The 19,677-nt window shown below is 71.2% G+C and carries 19 protein-coding genes; 17 read left to right on the forward strand and 2 right to left on the reverse strand.

The window, feature by feature from the left end:
- From FJ658_RS11275 to FJ658_RS11290, 4 genes are all read left to right on the forward strand, one after another.
- Complete coding sequence (locus tag FJ658_RS11275; RefSeq protein ID WP_141145485.1) at window positions 1–1,182, forward strand: ABC transporter ATP-binding protein; 1,182 nt, start codon at window positions 1–3, stop codon at window positions 1,180–1,182.
- Between the two features lies 1 nt (window position 1,183).
- Entirely contained in the window at window positions 1,184–2,104 is a 921-nt protein-coding gene (locus FJ658_RS11280) for an ABC transporter permease (protein ID WP_255447689.1), read from the forward strand.
- Complete coding sequence (locus tag FJ658_RS11285; protein ID WP_141145487.1) at window positions 2,101–2,901, forward strand: ABC transporter permease; 801 nt, start codon at window positions 2,101–2,103, stop codon at window positions 2,899–2,901. Before FJ658_RS11280 ends, FJ658_RS11285 begins: the two co-directional genes overlap by 4 nt.
- A 67-nt stretch (window positions 2,902–2,968) precedes the next feature.
- Window positions 2,969–3,439 carry a DUF6194 family protein gene (locus FJ658_RS11290; RefSeq protein WP_141145488.1) on the forward strand — a complete coding sequence of 157 codons (471 nt, stop codon included), beginning with the start codon at window positions 2,969–2,971 and terminating at the stop codon, window positions 3,437–3,439.
- Between the two features lie 34 nt (window positions 3,440–3,473).
- On the opposite strand, the gene FJ658_RS11295 is transcribed toward FJ658_RS11290, so the two are convergent.
- Window positions 3,474–4,433, reverse strand: a complete 960-nt coding sequence (locus FJ658_RS11295) for an asparaginase (RefSeq protein ID WP_141145489.1) — start codon at window positions 4,431–4,433, stop codon at window positions 3,474–3,476.
- Window positions 4,434–4,580: 147 nt separating this feature from the next.
- On the opposite strand from FJ658_RS11295, the gene FJ658_RS11300 reads away from it, so the two are divergent.
- Window positions 4,581–5,063 carry an OsmC family protein gene (locus FJ658_RS11300; RefSeq protein WP_141145490.1) on the forward strand — a complete coding sequence of 161 codons (483 nt, stop codon included), beginning with the start codon at window positions 4,581–4,583 and terminating at the stop codon, window positions 5,061–5,063.
- A gap of 123 nt (window positions 5,064–5,186) precedes the next feature.
- Complete coding sequence (locus tag FJ658_RS11305; RefSeq protein WP_141145491.1) at window positions 5,187–5,552, forward strand: helix-turn-helix domain-containing protein; 366 nt, start codon at window positions 5,187–5,189, stop codon at window positions 5,550–5,552.
- Between the two features lie 34 nt (window positions 5,553–5,586).
- Here the strand turns inward: FJ658_RS11305 and FJ658_RS11310 are convergent, their stop codons facing one another.
- Complete coding sequence (locus tag FJ658_RS11310) at window positions 5,587–6,912, reverse strand: aminotransferase class III-fold pyridoxal phosphate-dependent enzyme (RefSeq protein ID WP_141145492.1); 1,326 nt, start codon at window positions 6,910–6,912, stop codon at window positions 5,587–5,589.
- 148 nt (window positions 6,913–7,060) lie between these two features.
- On the opposite strand from FJ658_RS11310, the gene FJ658_RS11315 reads away from it, so the two are divergent.
- The 11 genes from FJ658_RS11315 (at window position 7,061) to FJ658_RS11365 (ending at window position 19,638) form a co-directional block, all read left to right on the forward strand.
- Window positions 7,061–8,053 carry an FKBP-type peptidyl-prolyl cis-trans isomerase gene (locus tag FJ658_RS11315; protein WP_141145493.1) on the forward strand — a complete coding sequence of 331 codons (993 nt, stop codon included), beginning with the start codon at window positions 7,061–7,063 and terminating at the stop codon, window positions 8,051–8,053.
- A 4-nt stretch (window positions 8,054–8,057) separates the two neighbouring features.
- Window positions 8,058–9,140, forward strand: coding sequence for a 1-deoxy-D-xylulose-5-phosphate reductoisomerase (gene dxr / locus FJ658_RS11320; RefSeq protein WP_141145494.1), 1,083 nt, complete (start codon window positions 8,058–8,060; stop codon window positions 9,138–9,140).
- A 57-nt stretch (window positions 9,141–9,197) separates the two neighbouring features.
- Window positions 9,198–10,649: an RIP metalloprotease gene (locus FJ658_RS11325; protein WP_141145495.1), complete on the forward strand. Its 1,452-nt coding sequence runs from the start codon at window positions 9,198–9,200 to the stop codon at window positions 10,647–10,649.
- A gap of 57 nt (window positions 10,650–10,706) precedes the next feature.
- Window positions 10,707–11,861 carry a flavodoxin-dependent (E)-4-hydroxy-3-methylbut-2-enyl-diphosphate synthase gene (gene ispG / locus FJ658_RS11330; protein WP_181408431.1) on the forward strand — a complete coding sequence of 385 codons (1,155 nt, stop codon included), beginning with the start codon at window positions 10,707–10,709 and terminating at the stop codon, window positions 11,859–11,861.
- A gap of 444 nt (window positions 11,862–12,305) precedes the next feature.
- On the forward strand, window positions 12,306–13,271 hold the full coding sequence (locus FJ658_RS11335; protein ID WP_370454802.1) for an AAA family ATPase: 966 nt from the start codon (window positions 12,306–12,308) through the stop codon (window positions 13,269–13,271).
- Between the two features lie 7 nt (window positions 13,272–13,278).
- On the forward strand, window positions 13,279–14,166 hold the full coding sequence (locus tag FJ658_RS11340) for a DUF58 domain-containing protein (protein ID WP_141145496.1): 888 nt from the start codon (window positions 13,279–13,281) through the stop codon (window positions 14,164–14,166).
- 41 nt (window positions 14,167–14,207) lie between these two features.
- Window positions 14,208–14,687 carry a hypothetical protein gene (locus FJ658_RS11345; RefSeq protein WP_141145497.1) on the forward strand — a complete coding sequence of 160 codons (480 nt, stop codon included), beginning with the start codon at window positions 14,208–14,210 and terminating at the stop codon, window positions 14,685–14,687.
- On the forward strand, window positions 14,678–15,694 hold the full coding sequence (locus tag FJ658_RS11350; protein WP_141145498.1) for a VWA domain-containing protein: 1,017 nt from the start codon (window positions 14,678–14,680) through the stop codon (window positions 15,692–15,694). The genes FJ658_RS11345 and FJ658_RS11350 overlap by 10 nt, the downstream gene beginning before the upstream one ends.
- Window positions 15,691–16,767 carry a VWA domain-containing protein gene (locus FJ658_RS11355; RefSeq protein WP_141145499.1) on the forward strand — a complete coding sequence of 359 codons (1,077 nt, stop codon included), beginning with the start codon at window positions 15,691–15,693 and terminating at the stop codon, window positions 16,765–16,767. The genes FJ658_RS11350 and FJ658_RS11355 overlap by 4 nt, the downstream gene beginning before the upstream one ends.
- Window positions 16,764–17,795 carry a PT domain-containing protein gene (locus tag FJ658_RS11360; RefSeq protein ID WP_141145500.1) on the forward strand — a complete coding sequence of 344 codons (1,032 nt, stop codon included), beginning with the start codon at window positions 16,764–16,766 and terminating at the stop codon, window positions 17,793–17,795. The genes FJ658_RS11355 and FJ658_RS11360 overlap by 4 nt, the downstream gene beginning before the upstream one ends.
- A gap of 79 nt (window positions 17,796–17,874) precedes the next feature.
- Window positions 17,875–19,638, forward strand: coding sequence for a proline--tRNA ligase (locus tag FJ658_RS11365; protein WP_141145501.1), 1,764 nt, complete (start codon window positions 17,875–17,877; stop codon window positions 19,636–19,638).
- The last annotated feature ends 39 nt before the right edge of the window (window positions 19,639–19,677 follow it).

Consider the following 19,677-nt stretch of genomic DNA (forward strand, 5'->3'; position numbering starts at 1 on the left):
ATGTCGGCCTTCGACGACGCCGGCGCCGACCTCGAGCTGCGCCAGATCACCAAGACCTTCCCCGGCTTCACCGCGATCGAGCAGCTCGATCTGACGATCCCGGCCGGCTCGTTCTTCGCGCTGCTCGGTCCGTCCGGCTGCGGCAAGACCACGACGCTGCGCCTGGTCGCCGGGCTCGAGGAGCCGACGACCGGTCGGGTGCTGATCGGCGGCCGCGACGTGACGGCGACCAAACCGCACGAGCGTCCGGTCAACACCGTCTTCCAGAGCTACGCCCTGTTCCCGCACATGACCGTGCAGGGCAACGTCGAGTTCGGGCTGCGGCGCCGGGGCGTGAAGGATGCCGGGGCCCGCGCCCTCGAGGCGCTCAAGCTCGTGCAGCTCGATCACCTCGCCGCCCGTCGGCCGTCGCAGCTCTCGGGCGGTCAGCAGCAGCGTGTCGCGCTGGCGCGCGCCATCGTCAACCGTCCGGCGCTGCTGCTGCTCGACGAGCCGCTCGGCGCCCTCGACCTCAAGCTGCGTCGCGAGATGCAGCTCGAGCTCAAGGCGATCCAGGCGGAGGTCGGCCTCACCTTCCTGCACGTCACGCACGACCAGGAGGAGGCCATGACGATGGCCGACACGGTCGCCGTCATGAACCGCGGTCGCATCGAGCAGATGGGCTCGCCGCAGGAGCTGTACGAGCTGCCGCGCACGCTGTTCGTCGCGAACTTCCTCGGGCAGTCCAACCTCCTCACGGGCGACGTCGTCGCCACGTCGGGCGCGAACACCGTCGTGGAGGTGGGCGGCGTGCGGCTGAGCATCCCGACGGCGCGGATGCAGCGCACGAGCGGAGCCGTCACGGTCGGCGTGCGCCCCGAGAAGCTGCTGCTGCTCACCGAGGAACCCAAGGCGAAGCGCGGCGTGAACCTTCTCGGCCCGGCGCGGGTCACGGATGTGTCGTTCACCGGCGTGAGCACGCAGTATCAGGTCGAGTTCCCCGAGAACTCGGCGCTGCCGGGCATGTCGGTGTTCGCCCAGAACCTCGTGTTCGGAGCGGTCGTGAACCCCGGCGCCGAGGTGTGGCTGAGCTGGTCGGTCGACCACGGCTTCGGCCTGGCGGATGCCGCCGAGCCCGGGTCGAGCTTCGCCGCCGCCGAGGCGGACGACACGTCGGTCGCCGTCGCGGCGGGGGAGAGCTGAGGTGGCCTTCGGCGCCTTCGCCGGCGGACCGGCGGCGGATCCGGGGATCGGGGCGGCGCAGCGCAAGAGCCGCGTCGTGCTGCTGCTCCTGCTGCCCGGCGTCATCTACCTCGCGCTGACCTACGTCGCGCCGCTGATCTCGCTCGTGCTGACGAGCCTGCAGTCGCCGAGCCCGACCTTCGACATCGGCTCTTACGTCTACGCGTTCAACATCGGCAACTACGCGACCGCGATCTCGGAGTACGCGCCCGTGCTCGGCCGCTCGTTCCTGTTCGCGCTGACCGCGACCGTGCTCACGCTCGTCATCGGGTATCCGCTCGCGTACTTCATCGGCGTGACCCTGCGCCGGTTCCCGCTGCTGCAGAGCCTCGCGCTCGTGCTGGTGATCGCCCCGTTCTTCATCAGCTTCCTGCTGCGCACCCTCGCCTGGAAGCAGATCTTCTCCGACGAGGGGCCCGTCGTCTCGTTCCTGCAGGCGCTCGCGATCCTGCCCCACGACGCGCACGTCACCGGCACGCCGTTCATGGTGATCTTCGGCCTCACCTACAACTTCCTGCCGTTCACCGTGCTGCCGATGTACACCTCGCTCGAGCGCCTCGACCTGAGGTACCTCGAGGCGGCCGGCGATCTCTACGCGAGCCGCTGGTCGAGCTTCTGGCGGGTCACCTTCCCGCTCTCGCTGCCGGGCGTCGTCTCCGGAACGCTCCTGACCTTCATCCCGGCGACCGGCGACTACATCAACGCCAGTCCGAGCTTCCTCGGCGGTCTCGACACGGCGATGGTCGGCAACGTGATCGAGCAGAACTTCCTCGTGCTGCAGAACTATCCGGTGGCGGCGGCGATGTCGATCGTGCTGATGGTCGCGATCCTGATCCCGGTCGCCGTCTACGTCAGTCTCACCAAGACGGAGGAGCTGCTGTGACCGGGCGATTCCGCGGCTGGGGCGTCACGATCTACTCGATCGTGGTGTTCGCGATCCTGCTCGTGCCCATCGGCTACACGGTGCTGTTCTCGTTCAACGACGCGAAGCGCACCAACATCATCTGGCGCGGTTTCACGCTCGACAACTGGACGGGCATCTGCGACGACGCACGCGTCTGCGGCGCCTTCGGCGCGAGCATCCTGGTCGGCGTCGTGGCGACGGTCTTCGCCTGCGCGCTCGGCACGGCGATCGCGATCGCGCTCGTGCGGTTCCGCTTCCGGTTCCGCAACGCGCTCACGATCCTGCTGTTCCTGCCCATGGCGACCCCCGAGATCGTGCTCGGCGCCGGCCTGTCGTCGCAGCTGGTCAACCTCGGCATCGAGAAGAACCTCGTCACGGTCATCGCGGCGCACGTCATGTTCTGCATCAGCTTCGTGGTCGTGACGGTGCGCGCCCGTGCGGCATCGCTCGATCCCTCGCTCGAGGAGGCGGGGCGTGACCTCTACGGCTCGCCGGCCCAGGTGTTCTGGCGGGTGACGTTCCCGCTGCTGCTGCCCGGCATCGTGGCGGCGGCGCTGCTCAGCTTCGCGCTCAGCTTCGACGACTTCATCATCACGAACTTCGTCTCGGGCAGCGCCGAGACCCTGCCGAAGTACATCTACATCGCGGCCGCCCGCGGCATCCCGCCGCAGGCGAACGTGTTCGCCTCGCTGATCTTCTTCCTCGCGATCGCGGCCGTGATCGCGGTCGAGCTCGCCGGGGCGGCGCGCCGGAAGCGTCTGCTGCGCGCCGGCTGAGCCCTGCGGTGGCCGAGCGCCGCGGCGCGGCCTGGCGGTCGCCGGCACGGGATGCGAGGCTCGGGCCATGACCGAGACCGAGCTGCTCGTGCACCTGTCCGCGCTCGAGGATGCCGTGGTGCAGACCGCGGCGCCGGGCGACGGCTCGCCGGAGATCGCCTGGGGCGACAGCTTCGTCACGGTCGGCGTCGGTCTGCCGCCGGAGGAGCGGGGTCAGCCGTTCGCGACGATCGTGACGAAGGACTACCCCGGCTTCGACGCCGCGTCGCAGCTCGACCGACCGGGCGCCTTCCGCGTCAACGTGCAGCTGGGTCGCGAGGCCTTCACCGCGCGGTTCGGCTACCCGCCGCGCGAGGCCGCGGCGCACCGGGAGGCGATCGACTTCGCCGAGCCCGATCGCCTGCTGCCGCATCCGACCTACGCCGAGCAGGGCTGGGCGGCCGTGGTGCTGCCCGGTCCGCGCACGCAGGACGACCTGCTCGAGCTCATCGGTCGCGCGCACGTCGCGGCGCTCGAGCGTCGCGACCGCCGTCGCTGAGCTCGCGCAGTTCGCTGAGCGCGCTGTCGCGGGGTCAGACCGCCAGCCGCCAGCCGCCGACCGGCGCACCGCCGCCGAGCATCGGGGGAGCGGTGCGCTCGAGCGTCTCGGCCAGCGCACCGGGGTCGATCCGGCTGTGCCGGGCGAGCAGGCTCAGCGCGACGAGGCTTCCGACACGACCCGAGCCGTCGAGCACCTTGACGGTCGCCGCGGTGCCGTCCTGGGCGACCGCGAGGTAGTAGCCCTCGGCGCCGAACTTGGCGAAGACCCCGAGGTTCTCCACGGCGACGGTGTCGGCGAAGCCCGGACCCTGGATCGCCCAGGGGTGCTCGCGCACGGCGGTCGCGATCACGCTCGGTCCGTTCGCGACCCGCGCGGCGGCGCGCGCCATGCCGACGAGGCTCAGGGCGTGCACGGGCGCGCCGCATCCATCGATGCCGCTGTGGGCGATGCGCTCACTCGCGGCCTCCTCGATCTGCGCGATGACCGCCTGCTGCAGCGGATGCGCCGGGTCGAGATAGTCGGCGGTGGACCAGCCCGACTGCACGCACGCGGCCAGCAGGGCGGCGTGCTTGCCCGAGCAGACCATCGCCGTGCGGCGCTTCTCGGCGGCGCGGCCGGCGATCGGGTCGTCGGGCCACGAGGGCGGGCACTGCAGGTCGTCGGAGGTGAGTCCGAACTGGTGGAGGGTCCGCTCGACCACGTCCACGTGACGCGGCGTGCCGGCGTGGCTCGCGGTGGCGAGGGCGATCTGCTCCGCGTCGAGCTCGATCCCCGTCGCGAGGGCGGCGGTCGCCTGCAGCGGCTTGAGCGCCGAGCGCGGGTACACCGCCGCGCTCGTGTCGCCGTGCGCCTCGAGCACGGAGCCATCGGGCGCGACGACGACCGCGACGCCGAGGTGGCGCGACTCCTCGAGCCCCGACCGGTCGGCGACGGCGAGCTCGACCGCGCCGGCGGCCGTGAGCGGATGCGGGGCGAAGGGCGCGTCGGTCATGGTCCCCGAGTCTATTTCGCACCGCCGACGCGACGACCCCGACAGCGACCACCCGACGACCACCCGGCGACCGCCCCGGCGGCCGCGCCGGGCGCCGGAGCCACGACGGAACCGGCGGACCGCGCCGATCCGCGCCAGGATGGGGGCATGCGCTTCGAGCACGGATTCCAGGTCTCGCTGGAGTGGACGGGCGACCTCGGTCGCGGCACGGCCGACGCCCGCGCCTACAGCCGCGAGCACGTGCTGCGCGTCGACGGCCACCACGAGATCCACGGCTCCGCCGCCCGCGTGTTCCACGGCGACGCGGCGCTCTGGAACCCCGAGCAGATGCTGCTCGGCGCCCTCGTGCAGTGCCACCTGCTCAGCTACCTCTACACGGCCGCGTCGAACGGCATCGTGGTCGTCGGCTACACCGACGACGCGACGGCGACGCTGCGCACGCACGCCGACGGCTCGGGGGAGATGACGGAGGCCGTGCTGCGCCCGGTCGTCACGATCGCGGCGGGCGACCCCGCCCTCGCGCAGAGCCTGCACGACCTGGCCGCCGAGACCTGCTTCATCGCCCGCAGCGTCGCATTCCCCGTGCGGCATGAGCCGACGGTGCGGCTCGCGGACGACCCGCTCAGCTGAGGCGCCGAGGCCACGGGCGCGGGATTCCGCACGCCGTCCCGCGCGCCCGTGCCGACGTCCGCTGTGCGCGAACCGAGATGCGCGCCTCTCGCCGATGCGGAGGCACCCGGCTAGCGTCGCCTCATGCTGCTGAGGTACGCCGTCGGCGCCGCGCTGCGTCGCATCCGTCTCGACTCGGGCCGGACGCTGCGCGAGGTCGCCCTCGCCGCGGCCATCTCGATGCCGTACCTCTCCGAGATCGAGCGCGGTCGCAAGGAGGCGTCGAGCGAGGTGCTGGCGGGTCTGTGCCGCGCTCTCGGCCTGACGATCGTCGACCTGCTGCGCGAGGCGACGGCGGAGGCCGCGGTCGTCGATCTCAGCGAGCGTCGGGATGCACGACTCGTCGTGCTGCGCAGCACGACCACCGACGCAGCACCCGGACGCTCGACGATCTCGCCGAGCGCCGGGTCGGGCGACCGCGGAGCGGTGAGTCTGTCGCTGGCGGCCTGACCCTCATCAGCAACCGCCGTCGGCGGCGCCCGTCTCAGCCGAGCTTCGCGAGAGCCTCTTCGATCACCGTCATGGCGTCGTCGATCAGCTGCTCGCTGATCACGACGCTCGGCAGCAGGCGCAGCACGCTGTCCCAGCTACCCGCGTCGAGCGGGATCACGCCGTTCGAGGTCGCGTGGGCGAGCACGGCCTTGAGGGCCTCGGGGTTCGGGTCCTTCGTGCCGGGCTTGACGAGCTCGATGCCGAACATCGCGCCCTTGCCGCGCACCTCGCCGACCACGGCGAACTTCTCCGACCAGTCGCCGATGCGCGCCCACAGCGCGGCTTCGACGCGCTGTGCCTCGCCGATCAGGTTCTCGCGCTCGATGAGCTCGAACGTCGCCAGCGCGGCCGCGGTCGAGACCGGATTGCCGCCGAAGGTGCCGCCGACGCCGCCGGGCTGCACCGCATCCATGACCTCGGCGCGCCCGGTCACGGCCGCGAGCGGGAAGCCGCCGGCGATGCCCTTGGCGGTCGTCACGATGTCGGGCACGACGTCGTGGTGCTCGATCGAGTACCACGCGCCCGTGCGGGCGATGCCGGCCTGGATCTCGTCGGCGACGAAGAGGATGCCGTTCTCCTCGCAGAAGGTCTTGATCGCGCGGAAGTAGCCGTCGGCCGGGATGATGATGCCGCCGTCGCCCTGGATCGGCTCGACGAAGAAGGCCGCGACCTCCTCGGCGCCGATGTGGGTGCGGATGTAGTCGATCGTCTTGGCGGCCGCCTCCTCGCCCGACAGCCCGTCGCGGAAGGGGTAGCTGATCGGCACCGAGTAGAGGTCGCCGGGGAACGGACCCATGCCGGCGCGCTCGGGCCAGGGGCGGTAGGTCATCGCCATGGTCAGGTTCGTGCGGCCGTGGAAGGCGTGGTCGAGGCTCAGAATCACGCGGCGGCCGGTGAACTTGCGGGCGATCTTGACGGCGTTCTCGACGGCCTCCGCGCCCGAGTTGACGAGCACGCTGCGCTTCTCGAAGTCGCCGGGCGTGATCTCGGCGAGCTTCTCGGCGACGCGCACGTAGTTCTCATAGGGCGTGACCGTGAAGAGCGTGTGGGTCAGCTTGGTCGCCTGCTCGGCGGCTGCCGCGGCGACGTCGGCGTTCGCGTGGCCGATCGTGGTCACGCCGATGCCGCAGCCCAGGTCGATGAGCTGGTTGCCGTCGACGTCGACGAGGATCGCGCCGGAGCCGCGCTCCATGTAGATGTTGGCGAGCGTGCCCGCTCCGCGCGAGACGCTGGCCTCGCGGCGCGCCTGCAGCGCGACCGACTTCGGTCCGGGGAGTTCGGTGACGAGCTTGCGCTCCTGGGGCACGCTGAAGTCCATGCCGTCGAGCCTAGGCGCTCGACTGGGCGCGCTCGGCACGCCTCGCCCGCCCCGCGCCCAGGAGCCCGTGATGCCGGTGGGGCAGACTGGGCACGACCCCCGCTCCGAATCCGAAGGCATGACCATGCGCCCCGTCCTCCGACGCTCCGTGATCCGACGCACCGTGATCCCCGCCCTGGCCGCCGCCGGCCTCCTCGCCGTCAGCCTCACGGGCTGCAGCACCGCCGAGACAGGCGACCCCGGCGATTCGATCGCCTGCGCGCCCTCGGGCTCGGCCTCCGACGCGGTGAAGGTGAAGACGGGCGACTCCGCCGAGTCCGCCCCGACCGTGACGTTCGAGACGCCGCTGAAGACCGAGAAGACCGAGGCGACCCTCGTCAAGGCCGGCAAGGGCGACACGGTCGCCGACGGCGACACCGTCAAGGTGCGCTACGCCTTCTACAACGGCCGCGACGGCAAGGCGCTCGGCACGGCGGTCGGCTACGACGGCGCCGCCGCCGACTCGCTGCCGCTGACCGACCAGATCCCGGCCGGCATCCGCAAGGCGATGCTCTGCGCGAAGCCCGGCGCCCGCGTGGCCATGGTGATCCCGCCCGATGACGCGTTCGGCTCGGCCGGCGTCGGCGAGCTCAAGGGCACCGACTCGCTGGTCGTCGTGATGGATGCGGTGAGCGTCGTGCCGACGAAGGCCGACGGCAAGAAAGTCGACCCGGGCGACGGCTTCCCCGAGGTCACGCTCAAGAAGTCGGGCGAGCCGACCGTGAAGCTGCCGAAGGAGGTCGTCGCCCCGGCGACGACGCAGGTCGGCCAGCTCAAGAAGGGCGACGGCGCGACCGTGGCCGACGGTGACACCGTGACGGTGCAGTACTCGGGCATCGACTGGAACACGGGCGAGACCTTCGACAGCAGCTGGAGCCGCGGAACCCCGGCGAGCTTCGCCACGACCGGTGTCATCGCCGGCTTCTCGAAGGCGCTGGTCGGCCAGAAGGTCGGCTCGCAGGTGATCGCCATCATCCCGGCGGCCGAGGGCTACGGACCCTCGGGCGGCAACAGCCAGGCCGGCATCGGCGCCGAGGACACGCTGATCTTCGTGGTCGACATCCTCGACACGGCTCCGGCGTCTGCCTCGACCCAGGGCTGAGCGGATGCGCCGCGTCCTCATCCTCGGCAGCACCGGCTCGATCGGCGAGCAGGCGCTCGACGTGATCCGGCGCAATCCGGAGCGCTTCGAGGTGGTCGGGCTCGCGGCCGGCACGAATCGCGAGAAGCTCGACGCCCAGGCGGCCGAGCATCACGTCGACGCGACCGCGCTCGGGGTCGACGAGGCCGTGCAGCTCGTGCGCGACGTCGAGGCCGACGTGGTGCTCAACGGCATCACGGGATCGGTGGGCCTGGCGCCCACGCTCGCGGCGCTCGAGACCGGGGCCAGCCTCGCGCTGGCCAACAAGGAGAGCCTGATCGTGGGCGGGCCGCTCGTGAAGGCGGCGGCCGCCCCCGGTCAGATCGTGCCGGTCGACTCCGAGCACTCCGCGATCGCGCAGGCGCTGCGCGCGGGCGCGGCGACCGAGGTGCGTCGGCTCGTGCTGACCGCGTCGGGCGGGCCGTTCCGCGGCCGCTCGCGCGCCGAGCTCGCCGACGTCACTCCGGCGCAGGCGCTGGCGCATCCCACCTGGGACATGGGGCTCGTCGTCACGACCAACTCCTCGACGCTCGTCAACAAGGGCCTCGAGGTGATCGAGGCGCACCTGCTGTTCGACGTGCCGTATGACCGCATCGCGGTGACGGTGCACCCGCAGTCGATCGTGCACTCGATGGTCGAGTTCGTCGACGGATCGACGATCGCGCAGGCCTCGCCGCCTGACATGCGGCTGCCGATCTCGCTCGGCCTCGACTGGCCCGACCGCGTTCCCGGCGTGGGCGCGCCGCTCGACTGGACCACCGCATCCGCGTGGACCTTCGAGCCGCTCGACGACGAGGCCTTCCCGGCGGTCGCGCTCGCGAAGCGCGTCGGCACGGCCGGCAGCACCTACCCGGCCGTGTTCAACGCCGCGAACGAGCAGGCCGTGCACGCCTTCCACGCGGGACGCATCGGCTATCTCGACATCCTCGACATCGTGGATGCGGTGGTCGACCGGCACGAGCCGGCGGCCTCGCTCGACCTCGACGCCGTGCTCGACGCGGAGCGGTCCGCGCGCGAGCGGGCCGATGCGCTCATCGCCCGCGCATAGCGCGCACCCCAGGAGAAGGGGGCGCGCTCACAGCCGGGCGCGCGTAGCCTTCCCGTCGTGGAGTCGGTTCTGCTGTTCATCGTCGGCGTGCTCATCGTGCTCGTGGGCGTCGCCCTCTCGATCGGACTCCACGAGTTCGGCCACCTGATCCCCGCCAAGCTCTTCGGCGTCAAGGTCGGCCAGTGGATGATCGGCTTCGGCCCGACGCTCTTCTCGCGCAAGGTGGGCGAGACCGAGTACGGCGTGAAGGCGATCCCGCTCGGCGGCTACATCTCGATGGCGGGCATGTACCCGCCCGAGAAACCGAAGAAGCGCCGCTGGGGGCGCCGCGACAGCGAGTCGCACGCGCTCGACGCCGAGCTCGCGGCCGAGGCGCTGCTGGCGCCGGGTGCTGTCGAGGACGCGGAGGCGAACCCGCGTCAGGAGCGCATCCAGCCGACCAGTCGCAACGCGACCACCGGCTTCTTCAACACCCTCGTGCAGGAGGGCGAGCAGGCTCCCGAGACCATGAGCCCCGAGGACGCCGACCGCGTCTTCTACAAGCTGTCGCCCTGGAAGCGCATCATCGTGATGCTCGGCGGCCCGGTCATGAACCTGCTGATCGGCATCGCCTGCGCCGCGATCGTGCTCTGCGGCTTCGGCATCAGCGTGCCGAGCACGACGATCGCCGCGATCAGCGAGTGCGTCGTGCCGAGCACGGCCGACGACCAGACCAGCTGCGACGGCAAGGACCCGTCGCCGGCCGCCGCCGCGGGCGTGCAGCCCGGCGACACGCTCATCAGCATCGACGGTCAGGCGGTCTCGTCGTGGGACGCGTCGACCGCGATCATCCGCGACGCGACGGGCGAGACGCTCTCGGTCGTGGTCGAGCGCGACGGCGCCCGCAAGACCCTCGAGATCACCCCGATCGCGAACGAGGTCGGCGTCTACGACGCGAACGGCCAGGCCGTGAAGAACGCCGACGGCGAGTACGAGACCCAGACCGTCGGCTTCATCGGCATCACGCCGCAGTACACGACCCAGCAGCAGCCGGTCACGAGCGTCGTGCCCTACGTGTGGAGCAACGTGACGGCGGTCGGCAACGTCATCCTGCACTTCCCGCAGCGCATCGTCGACGTCGTGCACGCGGCGTTCGGCGGGGGAGAGCGCGACGCGAACGGCCCGATCAGCCTCGTCGGCGTGGGTCGCATCGCGGGCGAGGTGGCCGCGACCGACCGGGCGCCGGTCGCCGACCGGGCCGCGAGCCTGATCAGCATCGTCGGCGGCGTCAACATCGCCCTCTTCGTCTTCAACCTGATCCCGCTGCTGCCGCTCGACGGCGGCCACGTGCTCGGTGCGATCTGGGAGGCGATCCGCCGCGGCGTCGCGAAGCTGCTCAAGCGGCCCGACCCCGGTCCCTTCGACCTCTCGCGCATGGTGCCGCTGACGATGGCGATCGTGGTCGTGCTCGGCGCGACCAGCGCGCTGCTGATCTACGCCGACATCGTCAACCCGGTCAAGCTGTTCTGATGCTGGGTGAGGCCCGCCTTCCAGGCGGCTGCAACCTGCCGCGCGTACCCTGAGTCCATGCCCGCTCTGAACATCGGGATGCCGAAACCGGCTCCCGAGGTGCTCGCCCCCCGCCGCAAGTCCCGCCAGATCAAGGTCGGCAAGGTGCTGGTCGGCGGCGACGCCCCCGTCAGCGTCCAGTCGATGACCACGACGCCGACCACGAACATCAACGCGACGCTGCAGCAGATCGCCGAGCTCACCGCGTCCGGCTGCGACATCGTGCGCGTAGCCTGCCCCAGCCAGGACGACGCGGATGTGCTGCCCATCATCGCGAAGAAGAGCCAGATCCCGGTCATCGCCGACATCCACTTCCAGCCGAAGTACGTCTTCCAGGCGATCGACGCCGGCTGCGCCGCGGTGCGCGTGAACCCGGGCAACATCCGCAAGTTCGACGACCAGGTCGGTGCCATCGCCAAGGCCGCGAAGGATGCCGGCGTCAGCCTGCGCATCGGCGTCAACGCCGGCTCGCTCGACAAGCGCCTGCTCGAGAAGTACGGCAAGGCGACGCCCGAGGCGCTCGTCGAGAGCGCGGTCTGGGAGGCGAGCCTGTTCGAGGAGCACGACTTCCACGACTTCAAGATCTCGGTCAAGCACAACGACCCGATCGTCATGGTCAAGGCCTACCGCCAGCTCGCGGAGCGGGGCGACTGGCCGCTGCACCTCGGCGTGACGGAGGCCGGCCCCGCGTTCCAGGGCACGATCAAGAGCGCGACCGCCTTCGGCATCCTGCTCAGCGAGGGCATCGGCGACACGATCCGCGTCTCGCTCTCGGCGCCGCCCGCCGAGGAGGTCAAGGTCGGCCTGCAGATCCTGCAGTCGCTCAACCTGCGCGAGCGCAAGCTCGAGATCGTCTCCTGCCCCTCGTGTGGTCGCGCCCAGGTCGACGTCTACAGCCTCGCCGACAACGTGACCGAGGGGCTGAAGCACGTGACCGTGCCGCTGCGCGTCGCCGTCATGGGCTGCGTCGTGAACGGGCCCGGCGAGGCCCGCGAGGCCGACCTCGGCGTCGCGTCAGGCAACGGCAAGGGCCAGATCTTCGTCAAGGGCGAGGTGATCAAGACCGTGCCCGAGTCGGAGATCGTCGAGACGCTGATCTCCGAGGCGCAGCGCATCGCCGACGAGATGGGTCCGGATGCCGCGGTCGGCTCGCCCGAGGTCGTCACCGCCTGAGTCCGGTCGGCCGGCGCGCGATCGGCCGCCGGCCATGGGCAGGCGTCCCCATCGCATCCCCAGCACAGTCCCCGCAGAATTCGAGAGAACGTCTGGTCGCCTAGGGTTGGCTGGACACCCACCGACCCGCCCGGAGGAAGATCCGTGACCGATCCCGCACCGCAGAGCACCCCGCCGCAGCCGCAGCCCGGCTGGCAGGCGCCCGGACAGCCCTCCGGCCCGATCGGTCAGCCGGCGCAGCAGCCGAGCGCGCCGCCGCAGCCCGCTCCGCCGGCTCCGCAGCCGCAGCCGGGTTCCGGCGCTCACGTGCAGCAGCAGGTGCCGGTGCGGCACGACGGCACCGAGCCCGGCTTCGGGCCCACGCCGACGCCGACCGCCGCGAGCGAGGCGGCCGCGGTCGCCGCGGCCCCGCGCGTGTCGGAGGTGCAGCTCACCGACGCCGATCTGCAGCGCTCCGCGCGCATCGTGCAGCGCATGTCGGCCGCGTTCGCCCGCAAGGTCGTCGGCCAGCAGGCGCTGCGCACGAGCATCATGACCGCGCTCGTCGCGGGCGGCCACATCCTGCTCGAGAGCGTGCCCGGACTCGCCAAGTCGACGGCCGCCGGCACCCTGGCGACGGCGGTGCAGGCGGAGTTCCGCCGCATCCAGTGCACCCCCGACCTGCTGCCGAGCGACATCCTCGGCACCCAGATCTACGACGCGCCGAACTCGCGCTTCGTCACGCAGCTCGGCCCCGTGCACGCCAACATCGTGCTGCTCGACGAGATCAACCGCTCGAGCGCGAAGACGCAGAGCGCGATGCTCGAGGCGATGCAGGAGCGCCAGACCTCGATCGGCGGCACGATCTACCCGCTGCCCGAGCCCTTCCTGGTCATCGCGACGCAGAACCCGATCGAGCAGGAGGGCACCTACCTGCTGCCCGAGGCGCAGCTCGACCGCTTCCTGATCAAGGAGGTGCTCGACTACCCGAACCCCTCCGACGAGTTCGAGATCCTGCGCCGCATCGACACCGGCGTCTTCGACCGCGACGACCACGATCCCGACCCGCTGACGCTCGACGACGTGCGCTTCATCCAGGAGGCGTCGACCAAGGTGTTCGTCGCCGATCAGGTGCGGCAGTACCTGATCGCGATCGTGCAGGCCACGCGCGACCCCGCGACCGTGATCAACGCCGAGTGGGCGCGTCTGGTCGACTACGGCGCCAGCCCGCGCGCCTCGATCGCGTTCCTGCAGGCCGCGCGCGCGCTCGCGCTGCTCCAGGGGCGCGGCTACGTGATCCCCGAGGACATCAAGCAGCTCTCGCGTCGTGTGCTCGGTCACCGCGTCGTGCTGACCTTCGAGGCGGACGCCCTCGAGGTCACGTCGTGGCAGATCATCGACGCGATCGTGGCCGCGATCCCGACCCCGTAGCCCCCGCATGGCCTCCCTCCTCCCGCGCGTCAAGTCCCGGTTGTTCATCCACGCCAACCGGCGCTCGACCAACCTGCTCGACGGCGCCTACGCCTCGGTGCAGGTCGGCCGCAGCCTCGACTTCGACGACCTGCGCCACTACGTGCCGGGCGATCAGGTCGAGGACATCGACTGGAAGGCGACCGCCCGCACGGGTCAGCCGCTGGTCAAGCGCTATCTGCAGACCCGTCGGCAGGACGTGCTGTTCGTGGTCGACACGGGGCGCGGTATGGCGGCGACCGCGGAAGGCGGCGAGTCCAAGCGCGACCTCGCGATCGACGTCGTGGGCGTGCTCGGGTTCCTCTCGCTGCGTCACGGCGACTCGGTCGGCATGATCACGCACGCCGACGGTCGCGTGCGCATCCGCCCGCCGAAGTCGACCGAGGGCTACCTCGAGGCGATGCTGCGCGGCATCCGCGACGAGACGACGCTCGACGGTGAGCAGAGCGACATCACCGACCTGCTGGGGCATGTCTCGCGCGTGCTCCGCAACCGCGGCATCCTCGTCGTGGTCGCCGACGACCTCATGCCGCCCGACGACCTCGACGAGACGCTGAAGGCGCTCGGCGGCCGTCACGAGCTGCTCTGGGTCACGGTCGCCGACCTCGACCTGATCTCGGGCGACGGCTCGCGGCGTCAGATCGTGGGCGTCGAAGACGATCAGCTGATCCCGACGATCTTCCGCTCCGACCGCAAGCTGCGCCGGCTCTACGCCGAGGCGGCGACCTGGCGTGTCGAGTCGCAGGAGACCTTCTTCACCCGGCTGGCCGTCTCGCACGCCCGCGTCGGCAGCATCGAGTCGGTCGTGCCGACGCTGCTCAACATGCTGAGGAGGCGCGCCCGTGCCGGCATCTGAGCGACGCGCCTTCGCGTCTCCGCCCGCGGGGGTGAGGCGTCGTGGGTGACATCGACGACTACTTCCCGCCGCAGGTCTACGAGTGGGCCTGGTGGCTCGTGCTGCCGATCTTCCTGCTGCTGCTCGTGGCCTGGATCATCCTGTCGCGCATCATCGCCCGTCGCGCGGCGCGCCCCGTCGAGGCGCCGCCCGCACCGGTCGTGAAGCGCTACGTGCCCCCGCCGGACGCCGGCGCCAAGGCCTTCGCCCGCATCGACCGCGTGCGCCGTCGGTTCGCGGAGGGCGAGATCGACACCCGGGATGCGCACATCGAGCTCAGCGAGATCGTGCGCGAGTTCGGCTACCAGCGCACCGGCATCGACGCGCGCAGCATGACGCTCGAGGAGCTGCGCGAGAGCCGGCTGGTGCCGATCGCCGACGCCGTGTCGGGCTGGTACCCGATCGCCTTCGCCCCCGATCCCGACGAGGGCATCGACCGGGCCCTCGACACCGCGAGAGGAACGGTGCAGGCATGGAGCTAGTGTTCGGCTGGATGCCGTTCGCGCTGCTCGGCGCAGTGCTCGTCGGCTTCGCGATCTACCTGATCGTCTCGCGCGGTCGACGTCGCCGCGGCGACACGACGGTGCTGCCGGCGGCGCACGTGGAGCGGCTGTTCGCGCTGCCCGAGTACCGCCGGGCCTACCGGCGCGGCCGGGTGCTGTTCTCGGCCCTGCTTGCGGTCACGCTCTTCGCGCTCGGCGGTCTCGCGATCGTCGCGGGGCGTCCCGTGACGACATCGGTCGTGAAGACCGAGACCGCGAACCGCGACATCGTGCTCTGCCTCGACGTGTCGGGCTCGATGCTCGGCGACGACGCCGAGGTGCTCGAGCAGTTCCGCACGATCGCGAAGGGCTTCAACGGCGAGCGCATCTCGCTGGTGATCTGGAACGCCTCGGCCGTGCAGGTGTTCCCGCTGACCGACGACTACAGCTACGTCGACGAGCAGCTCGAGACGGTGGCGGATGCGGCGGCCGAGGCGGATCGCACCGGCCAGTACCCCGACACCAACCAGGGCTACTTCGACCTGCTGAGCGGCACGCTGCTCGGCAGCGGGTCGTCGCTCATCGGCGACGGACTGGCGAGCTGCGTGCTGCGCTTCGACAACGAGGACAAGCAGCGCTCGCGCACGGTGCTCCTGGCGACCGACAACGAGCTCTACGGCGAGCCGCTCGTCTCCCTCGACGAGGCGTCGAAGTTCGCGCAGGAGCGCAAGGTGCGCGTCTATGCCCTGACGCCGTCGTTCCTCGGCATCTCGACGCCCGAGAAGCAGGAGCTCGAGCAGGAGGCGGAGGCGACCGGCGGCAAGCTGTTCGGGCTCGACGACGCCACGGCCGCCGACGAGATCGTCAAGCGCGTGCTCGCCGACCAGGCGTCGAAGCTCGAGGGCACGCCGCGTCTCGTGATCAACGACGAGCCGGGCGTGGCGCTCGTGCTGGGCATCCTGGCGGTCTGGCTGATCGCCTTCATCGGCTGGAGGATGCGCACATGACCTTCGACCCGGTCCTCCCGGTCGGCTGGATCATCGTCCTGCTTCTCCCGCCGACGGCCTTCATCGTGTGGCAGATCGTGCGTGCCGGCGGGTCGCGCGCGCGCATCTCGCCGATCCGCCGTCTCGTCGCCGTCGCCCTGCTGGGGCTCTCGGCGGCCGGTCCGGCGATCCCCGGCGGCACGACCACCGAGATCCGGTCCGATGTCGACGTCTTCATCGTGATGGACACGACGACGAGCTCGAACGCCGAGGACTACGGCGACGGGCGCACGCGCCTCGACCTCATGAAGGACGACGTGCGGGCGATCACCGAGCAGTACGGCGGCGCCCGGTACAGCCTGATCACCTTCGACAGCGCCGCGCAGGTGCGGGTGCCGCTGATCGCGGATCCGGATGCGCTGCTCTCGCTCGTGCAGACGCTGCAGGTCGAGATCACCGACTACTCGAACGGCTCCACGCCGTACCAGGCGAACGACCTGCTCGCCGACCGCCTCGCGGCGTCGAAGAAGGACCACCCGTCCCGCGTGCGCGTCGTCTTCTACCTCGGCGACGGCGAGCAGACCGCGACGGTCGACGGCACCCAGACCTTCGAGGCCTCGAAGGGCCAGTTCGACGCCGGATCGGTGCTCGGCTACGGCACCGCGCAGGGCGGCCCGATGCGGGAGAACAGCCCGGAGGTCTTCGTCGACGACCAGTACGACGAGGTCTACGGCGACGGCGATCCCTCGGCGTCGCCGTCGGCTCCCTCGGCGAGCCCGACCGAGCCGCCCTACCTCGTCGACCCCGCGACCGGGCAGCCGGCGATCTCGACGATCGACGAGCGCAACCTGAAGCAGATCGCCTCCGATCTCGGCGTGGGCTATCAGCACCGCGTGCCCAACACGCAGCCCACGCTGCCCGACGTGGGCGATCGCATCGGCGAGAAGGTCGAGGTCAAGAAGCTGACCATCGTCGAGCGTCTCTACTGGATCCCCGCGATCGCCGCGTTCCTGCTGATCGCGTGGGAGCTGTTCATCGGCTGGCGTCAGCTGGCCGAGCTGCGCACCGCCAAGCCGAAGAAGGTGAGCTCATGAGCACCAGCGCGTCCGGGAGCACCCTCGAGAAGGACCCGAACGGCGAGCCCCCCGTCGCGGAGGTCGTCGACGAGAAGACCGAGACCGGCACGCCCTGGGCGCGCCTCGTCGCCCCCTCGGTGGAGGCGGGCCGGCTGCGGCGCCGCATGCTCGGCGTCTCGCTGCTCATCGTCATCCCGCTCGGCCTCTTCGCGATCGGCAGCTTCGTCAACGCCGTCATCGCGCAGGGCGCCAAGAACTCCTATGACCAGGGCGACTACCTGGGCTCGGTGGGCTGGGCGCGCTGGGGCGTGAGCCTCAACCCGATCGACCCCTACCTGCCGCACTACAACCTCGGCACGGCCTACGGCGCGGCGGATCTGCTGACCGAGTCGGAGAAGGAGCTGACGCTCGCCGTGCAGAACGCCGGCAGCATCCAGCAGCTCTGCCCGGCGCGCGCGAACCTGGCGCTCACCGAGGAGAAGATCGGCGACCGCGCGATGGCCGACGGCCGCCCGGCGGATGCCGCCACGGCCTATGCGACCGCACAGGAGCTGTGGGCGCAGTCGCAGGGCGACAAGTGCTTCGACGACCAGGAGTTCTCGGACAAGCAGGAGTCGTCGACCGACCGCCTCGACGAGAAGCAGCAGGAGGCCCAGCAGCAGTCGGGCCAGGATCCGCAGCAGGGCCAGGGCGGCCAGAGCGGCCAGCCCAGCGGCGGCGCGAGCGGACAGCCGTCGGGTCAGCCGAGCGGCGGCGCGAGCGGTCAGCCATCGGGTCAGCCCAGCGGCGGCGCGAGCGGTCAGCCGTCGGGTCAGCCCAGCGGGGGAGCGAGCAGACAGCCCTCGGGTCAGCCGAGCGACGGGACCAGCGGGCAGCCCTCCGACGGCTCCGGCTCGAACGACGGCACGGACGACGGCGACCAGAGCGAGACCCTCGGCGACAAGCTCGGGCAGCTCAAGGGACGCGACGAGCAGGCCGGGCGCAACCGCGACCAGCGCGGCGAGGAGAGCGGCTCGTCGAACCAGAGGCCCGCGAAGCCCTGGTGATCCGGCGCGCGAGCGCGGCGCATCCACCTCGCTCGCGGAGCGGGCGGCGGGTGCCGTCGCGCTCGGTACGCTGGAGCACGTGCCCACACGCCTGACACGTCTCTTCGTCCGCACGCTGCGCGACGACCCCGCCGACGCGGAGGTCGCCAGCCACCAGCTCCTGGTGCGCGCCGGCTACATCCGGCGCCAGGCGCCGGGCGTCTTCGCCTGGCTGCCGCTGGGCCTGCGGGTGAAGGCGCGCATCGAGCGCATCATCCGCGACGAGATGGAGGCCGCGGGCGCGCAGGAGGTGCACTTCCCGGCGCTGCTGCCGCGTGAGCCCTACGAGATCACCGGCCGCTGGGAGGAGTACGGCGACGGGATCTTCCGCCTGAAGGACCGCAAAGACGCCGACTACCTGCTCGCGCCCACGCACGAGGAGGTCTTCACCCTGCTGGTGAAGGACCTCTACTCCTCGTACAAGGACCTGCCGCTCACGATCTTCCAGATCCAGGACAAGTACCGCGACGAGGCCCGCCCCCGCGCCGGCTTGCTGCGCGGCCGCGAGTTCACGATGAAGGACGCCTACTCCTTCGACGCGAGCGACGCCGGGCTGGATGCGAGCTATCAGGCGCAGCGCGACGCCTACGAGCGCATCTTCGCCCGCCTCGGGCTCGAGTTCGTGATCGTGCAGGCCGACGCCGGCGCGATGGGGGGCTCGCGCTCCGAGGAGTTCCTGCACCCGACCCCGATCGGCGAGGACACCTTCGTGCGCTCGGCGGGCGGCTACGCCGCGAACGTCGAGGCCTACACGACGCCCGCGCCCCCGACGCGCGATTACGCCGGGCTGACGCCGGCCGAGGTGCTCGACACCCCGAACACGCCGACGATCCAGACCCTCGTCGACGTCGCGAACGAGAAGCACCCGCGACCCGACGGCCGCGCCTGGACCGCCGCCGACACGCTGAAGAACGTCGTGCTCGCCCTCACGCACCTCGACGGCAGCCGCGAGCTCGTCGTCGTCGGACTGCCGGGTGACCGCGAGGTCGACACCAAGCGTGCCGAGGTGGCGTTCGCGCCGGCCGAGATCGAGGCCGCGACCGAGGCCGACTTCCTGAAGCACCCGGGCCTGGTCAAGGGCTACATCGGCCCCTGGTCGCCCGAGGGCGCCGTGCTCGGCGAGGAGTCGGCGACCGGCATCCGCTTCGTCGTCGACCCGCGCGTCGTCGAGGGCACCGGCTGGATCACCGGAGCGAACAGCGACGGCAAGCACGTCTTCGGCCTGGTCGCCGGGCGCGACTTCGACGCGGACGGCGTCGTCGAGGTCGCCGAGGTCAAGGCCGGCGACCCCGCGCCCGACGGCTCGGGCCCGGTGGAGCTCGCCCGCGGCATGGAGATCGGCCACGTCTTCCAGCTGGGCCGCAAGTACGCCGAGGCCCTCGGACTCAAGGTGCTCGACGAGAACGGCAAGCTCGTCACGGTCACGATGGGCTCCTACGGGATCGGCGTGACGCGCATCCTGGCGGCGATCGCCGAGACCACCCACGACGACCGCGGTCTGCTCTGGCCGAAGGAGGTCGCCCCGTTCGACGTGCACGTCGTCGCGACGGGCAAGGATGCGACCGCCTTCGACCTCGCCGAGAAGCTGAGCGCCGAGTTCGAGGCGGCCGGGCACGAGGTGCTCTACGACGACCGGCCCAAGGTCTCGCCGGGCGTCAAGTTCGGCGACGCCGAGCTGCTGGGCGTGCCGATCATCGTCATCGCCGGCCGCAACGCCGGCGAGGGCGTGGTCGAGTTCTGGGATCGCCGCAGCGGCGAGCGTCGCGACGTGCCCGCGAGCGAGGTCGCCGCGCTGCTCGGCTGAGCGGTCGCGATCGGCCGGTGCGCCGACGACGATGACGAA

Source organism: Schumannella sp. 10F1B-5-1 (assembly GCF_006517535.1).
Taxonomy (GTDB): domain Bacteria; phylum Actinomycetota; class Actinomycetes; order Actinomycetales; family Microbacteriaceae; genus Schumannella.

Excerpts from the sequence above, each read along its gene's own strand:
- FJ658_RS11275 (WP_141145485.1), top strand. The coding sequence starts at position 1 with ATGTCGGCCTTCGACGACGCCGGCGCCGACCTCGAGCTGCGCCAGATC.
- FJ658_RS11290 (WP_141145488.1), top strand. The coding sequence starts at position 2,969 with ATGACCGAGACCGAGCTGCTCGTGCACCTGTCCGCGCTCGAGGATGCC.
- FJ658_RS11295 (WP_141145489.1), bottom strand. The coding sequence starts at position 4,433 with ATGACCGACGCGCCCTTCGCCCCGCATCCGCTCACGGCCGCCGGCGCG.
- FJ658_RS11300 (WP_141145490.1), top strand. The coding sequence starts at position 4,581 with ATGCGCTTCGAGCACGGATTCCAGGTCTCGCTGGAGTGGACGGGCGAC.
- FJ658_RS11305 (WP_141145491.1), top strand. The coding sequence starts at position 5,187 with ATGCTGCTGAGGTACGCCGTCGGCGCCGCGCTGCGTCGCATCCGTCTC.
- FJ658_RS11310 (WP_141145492.1), bottom strand. The coding sequence starts at position 6,912 with ATGGACTTCAGCGTGCCCCAGGAGCGCAAGCTCGTCACCGAACTCCCC.
- dxr (WP_141145494.1), top strand. The coding sequence starts at position 8,058 with ATGCGCCGCGTCCTCATCCTCGGCAGCACCGGCTCGATCGGCGAGCAG.
- ispG (WP_181408431.1), top strand. The coding sequence starts at position 10,707 with ATGCCCGCTCTGAACATCGGGATGCCGAAACCGGCTCCCGAGGTGCTC.
- FJ658_RS11340 (WP_141145496.1), top strand. The coding sequence starts at position 13,279 with ATGGCCTCCCTCCTCCCGCGCGTCAAGTCCCGGTTGTTCATCCACGCC.
- FJ658_RS11350 (WP_141145498.1), top strand. The coding sequence starts at position 14,678 with ATGGAGCTAGTGTTCGGCTGGATGCCGTTCGCGCTGCTCGGCGCAGTG.
- FJ658_RS11355 (WP_141145499.1), top strand. The coding sequence starts at position 15,691 with ATGACCTTCGACCCGGTCCTCCCGGTCGGCTGGATCATCGTCCTGCTT.
- FJ658_RS11360 (WP_141145500.1), top strand. The coding sequence starts at position 16,764 with ATGAGCACCAGCGCGTCCGGGAGCACCCTCGAGAAGGACCCGAACGGC.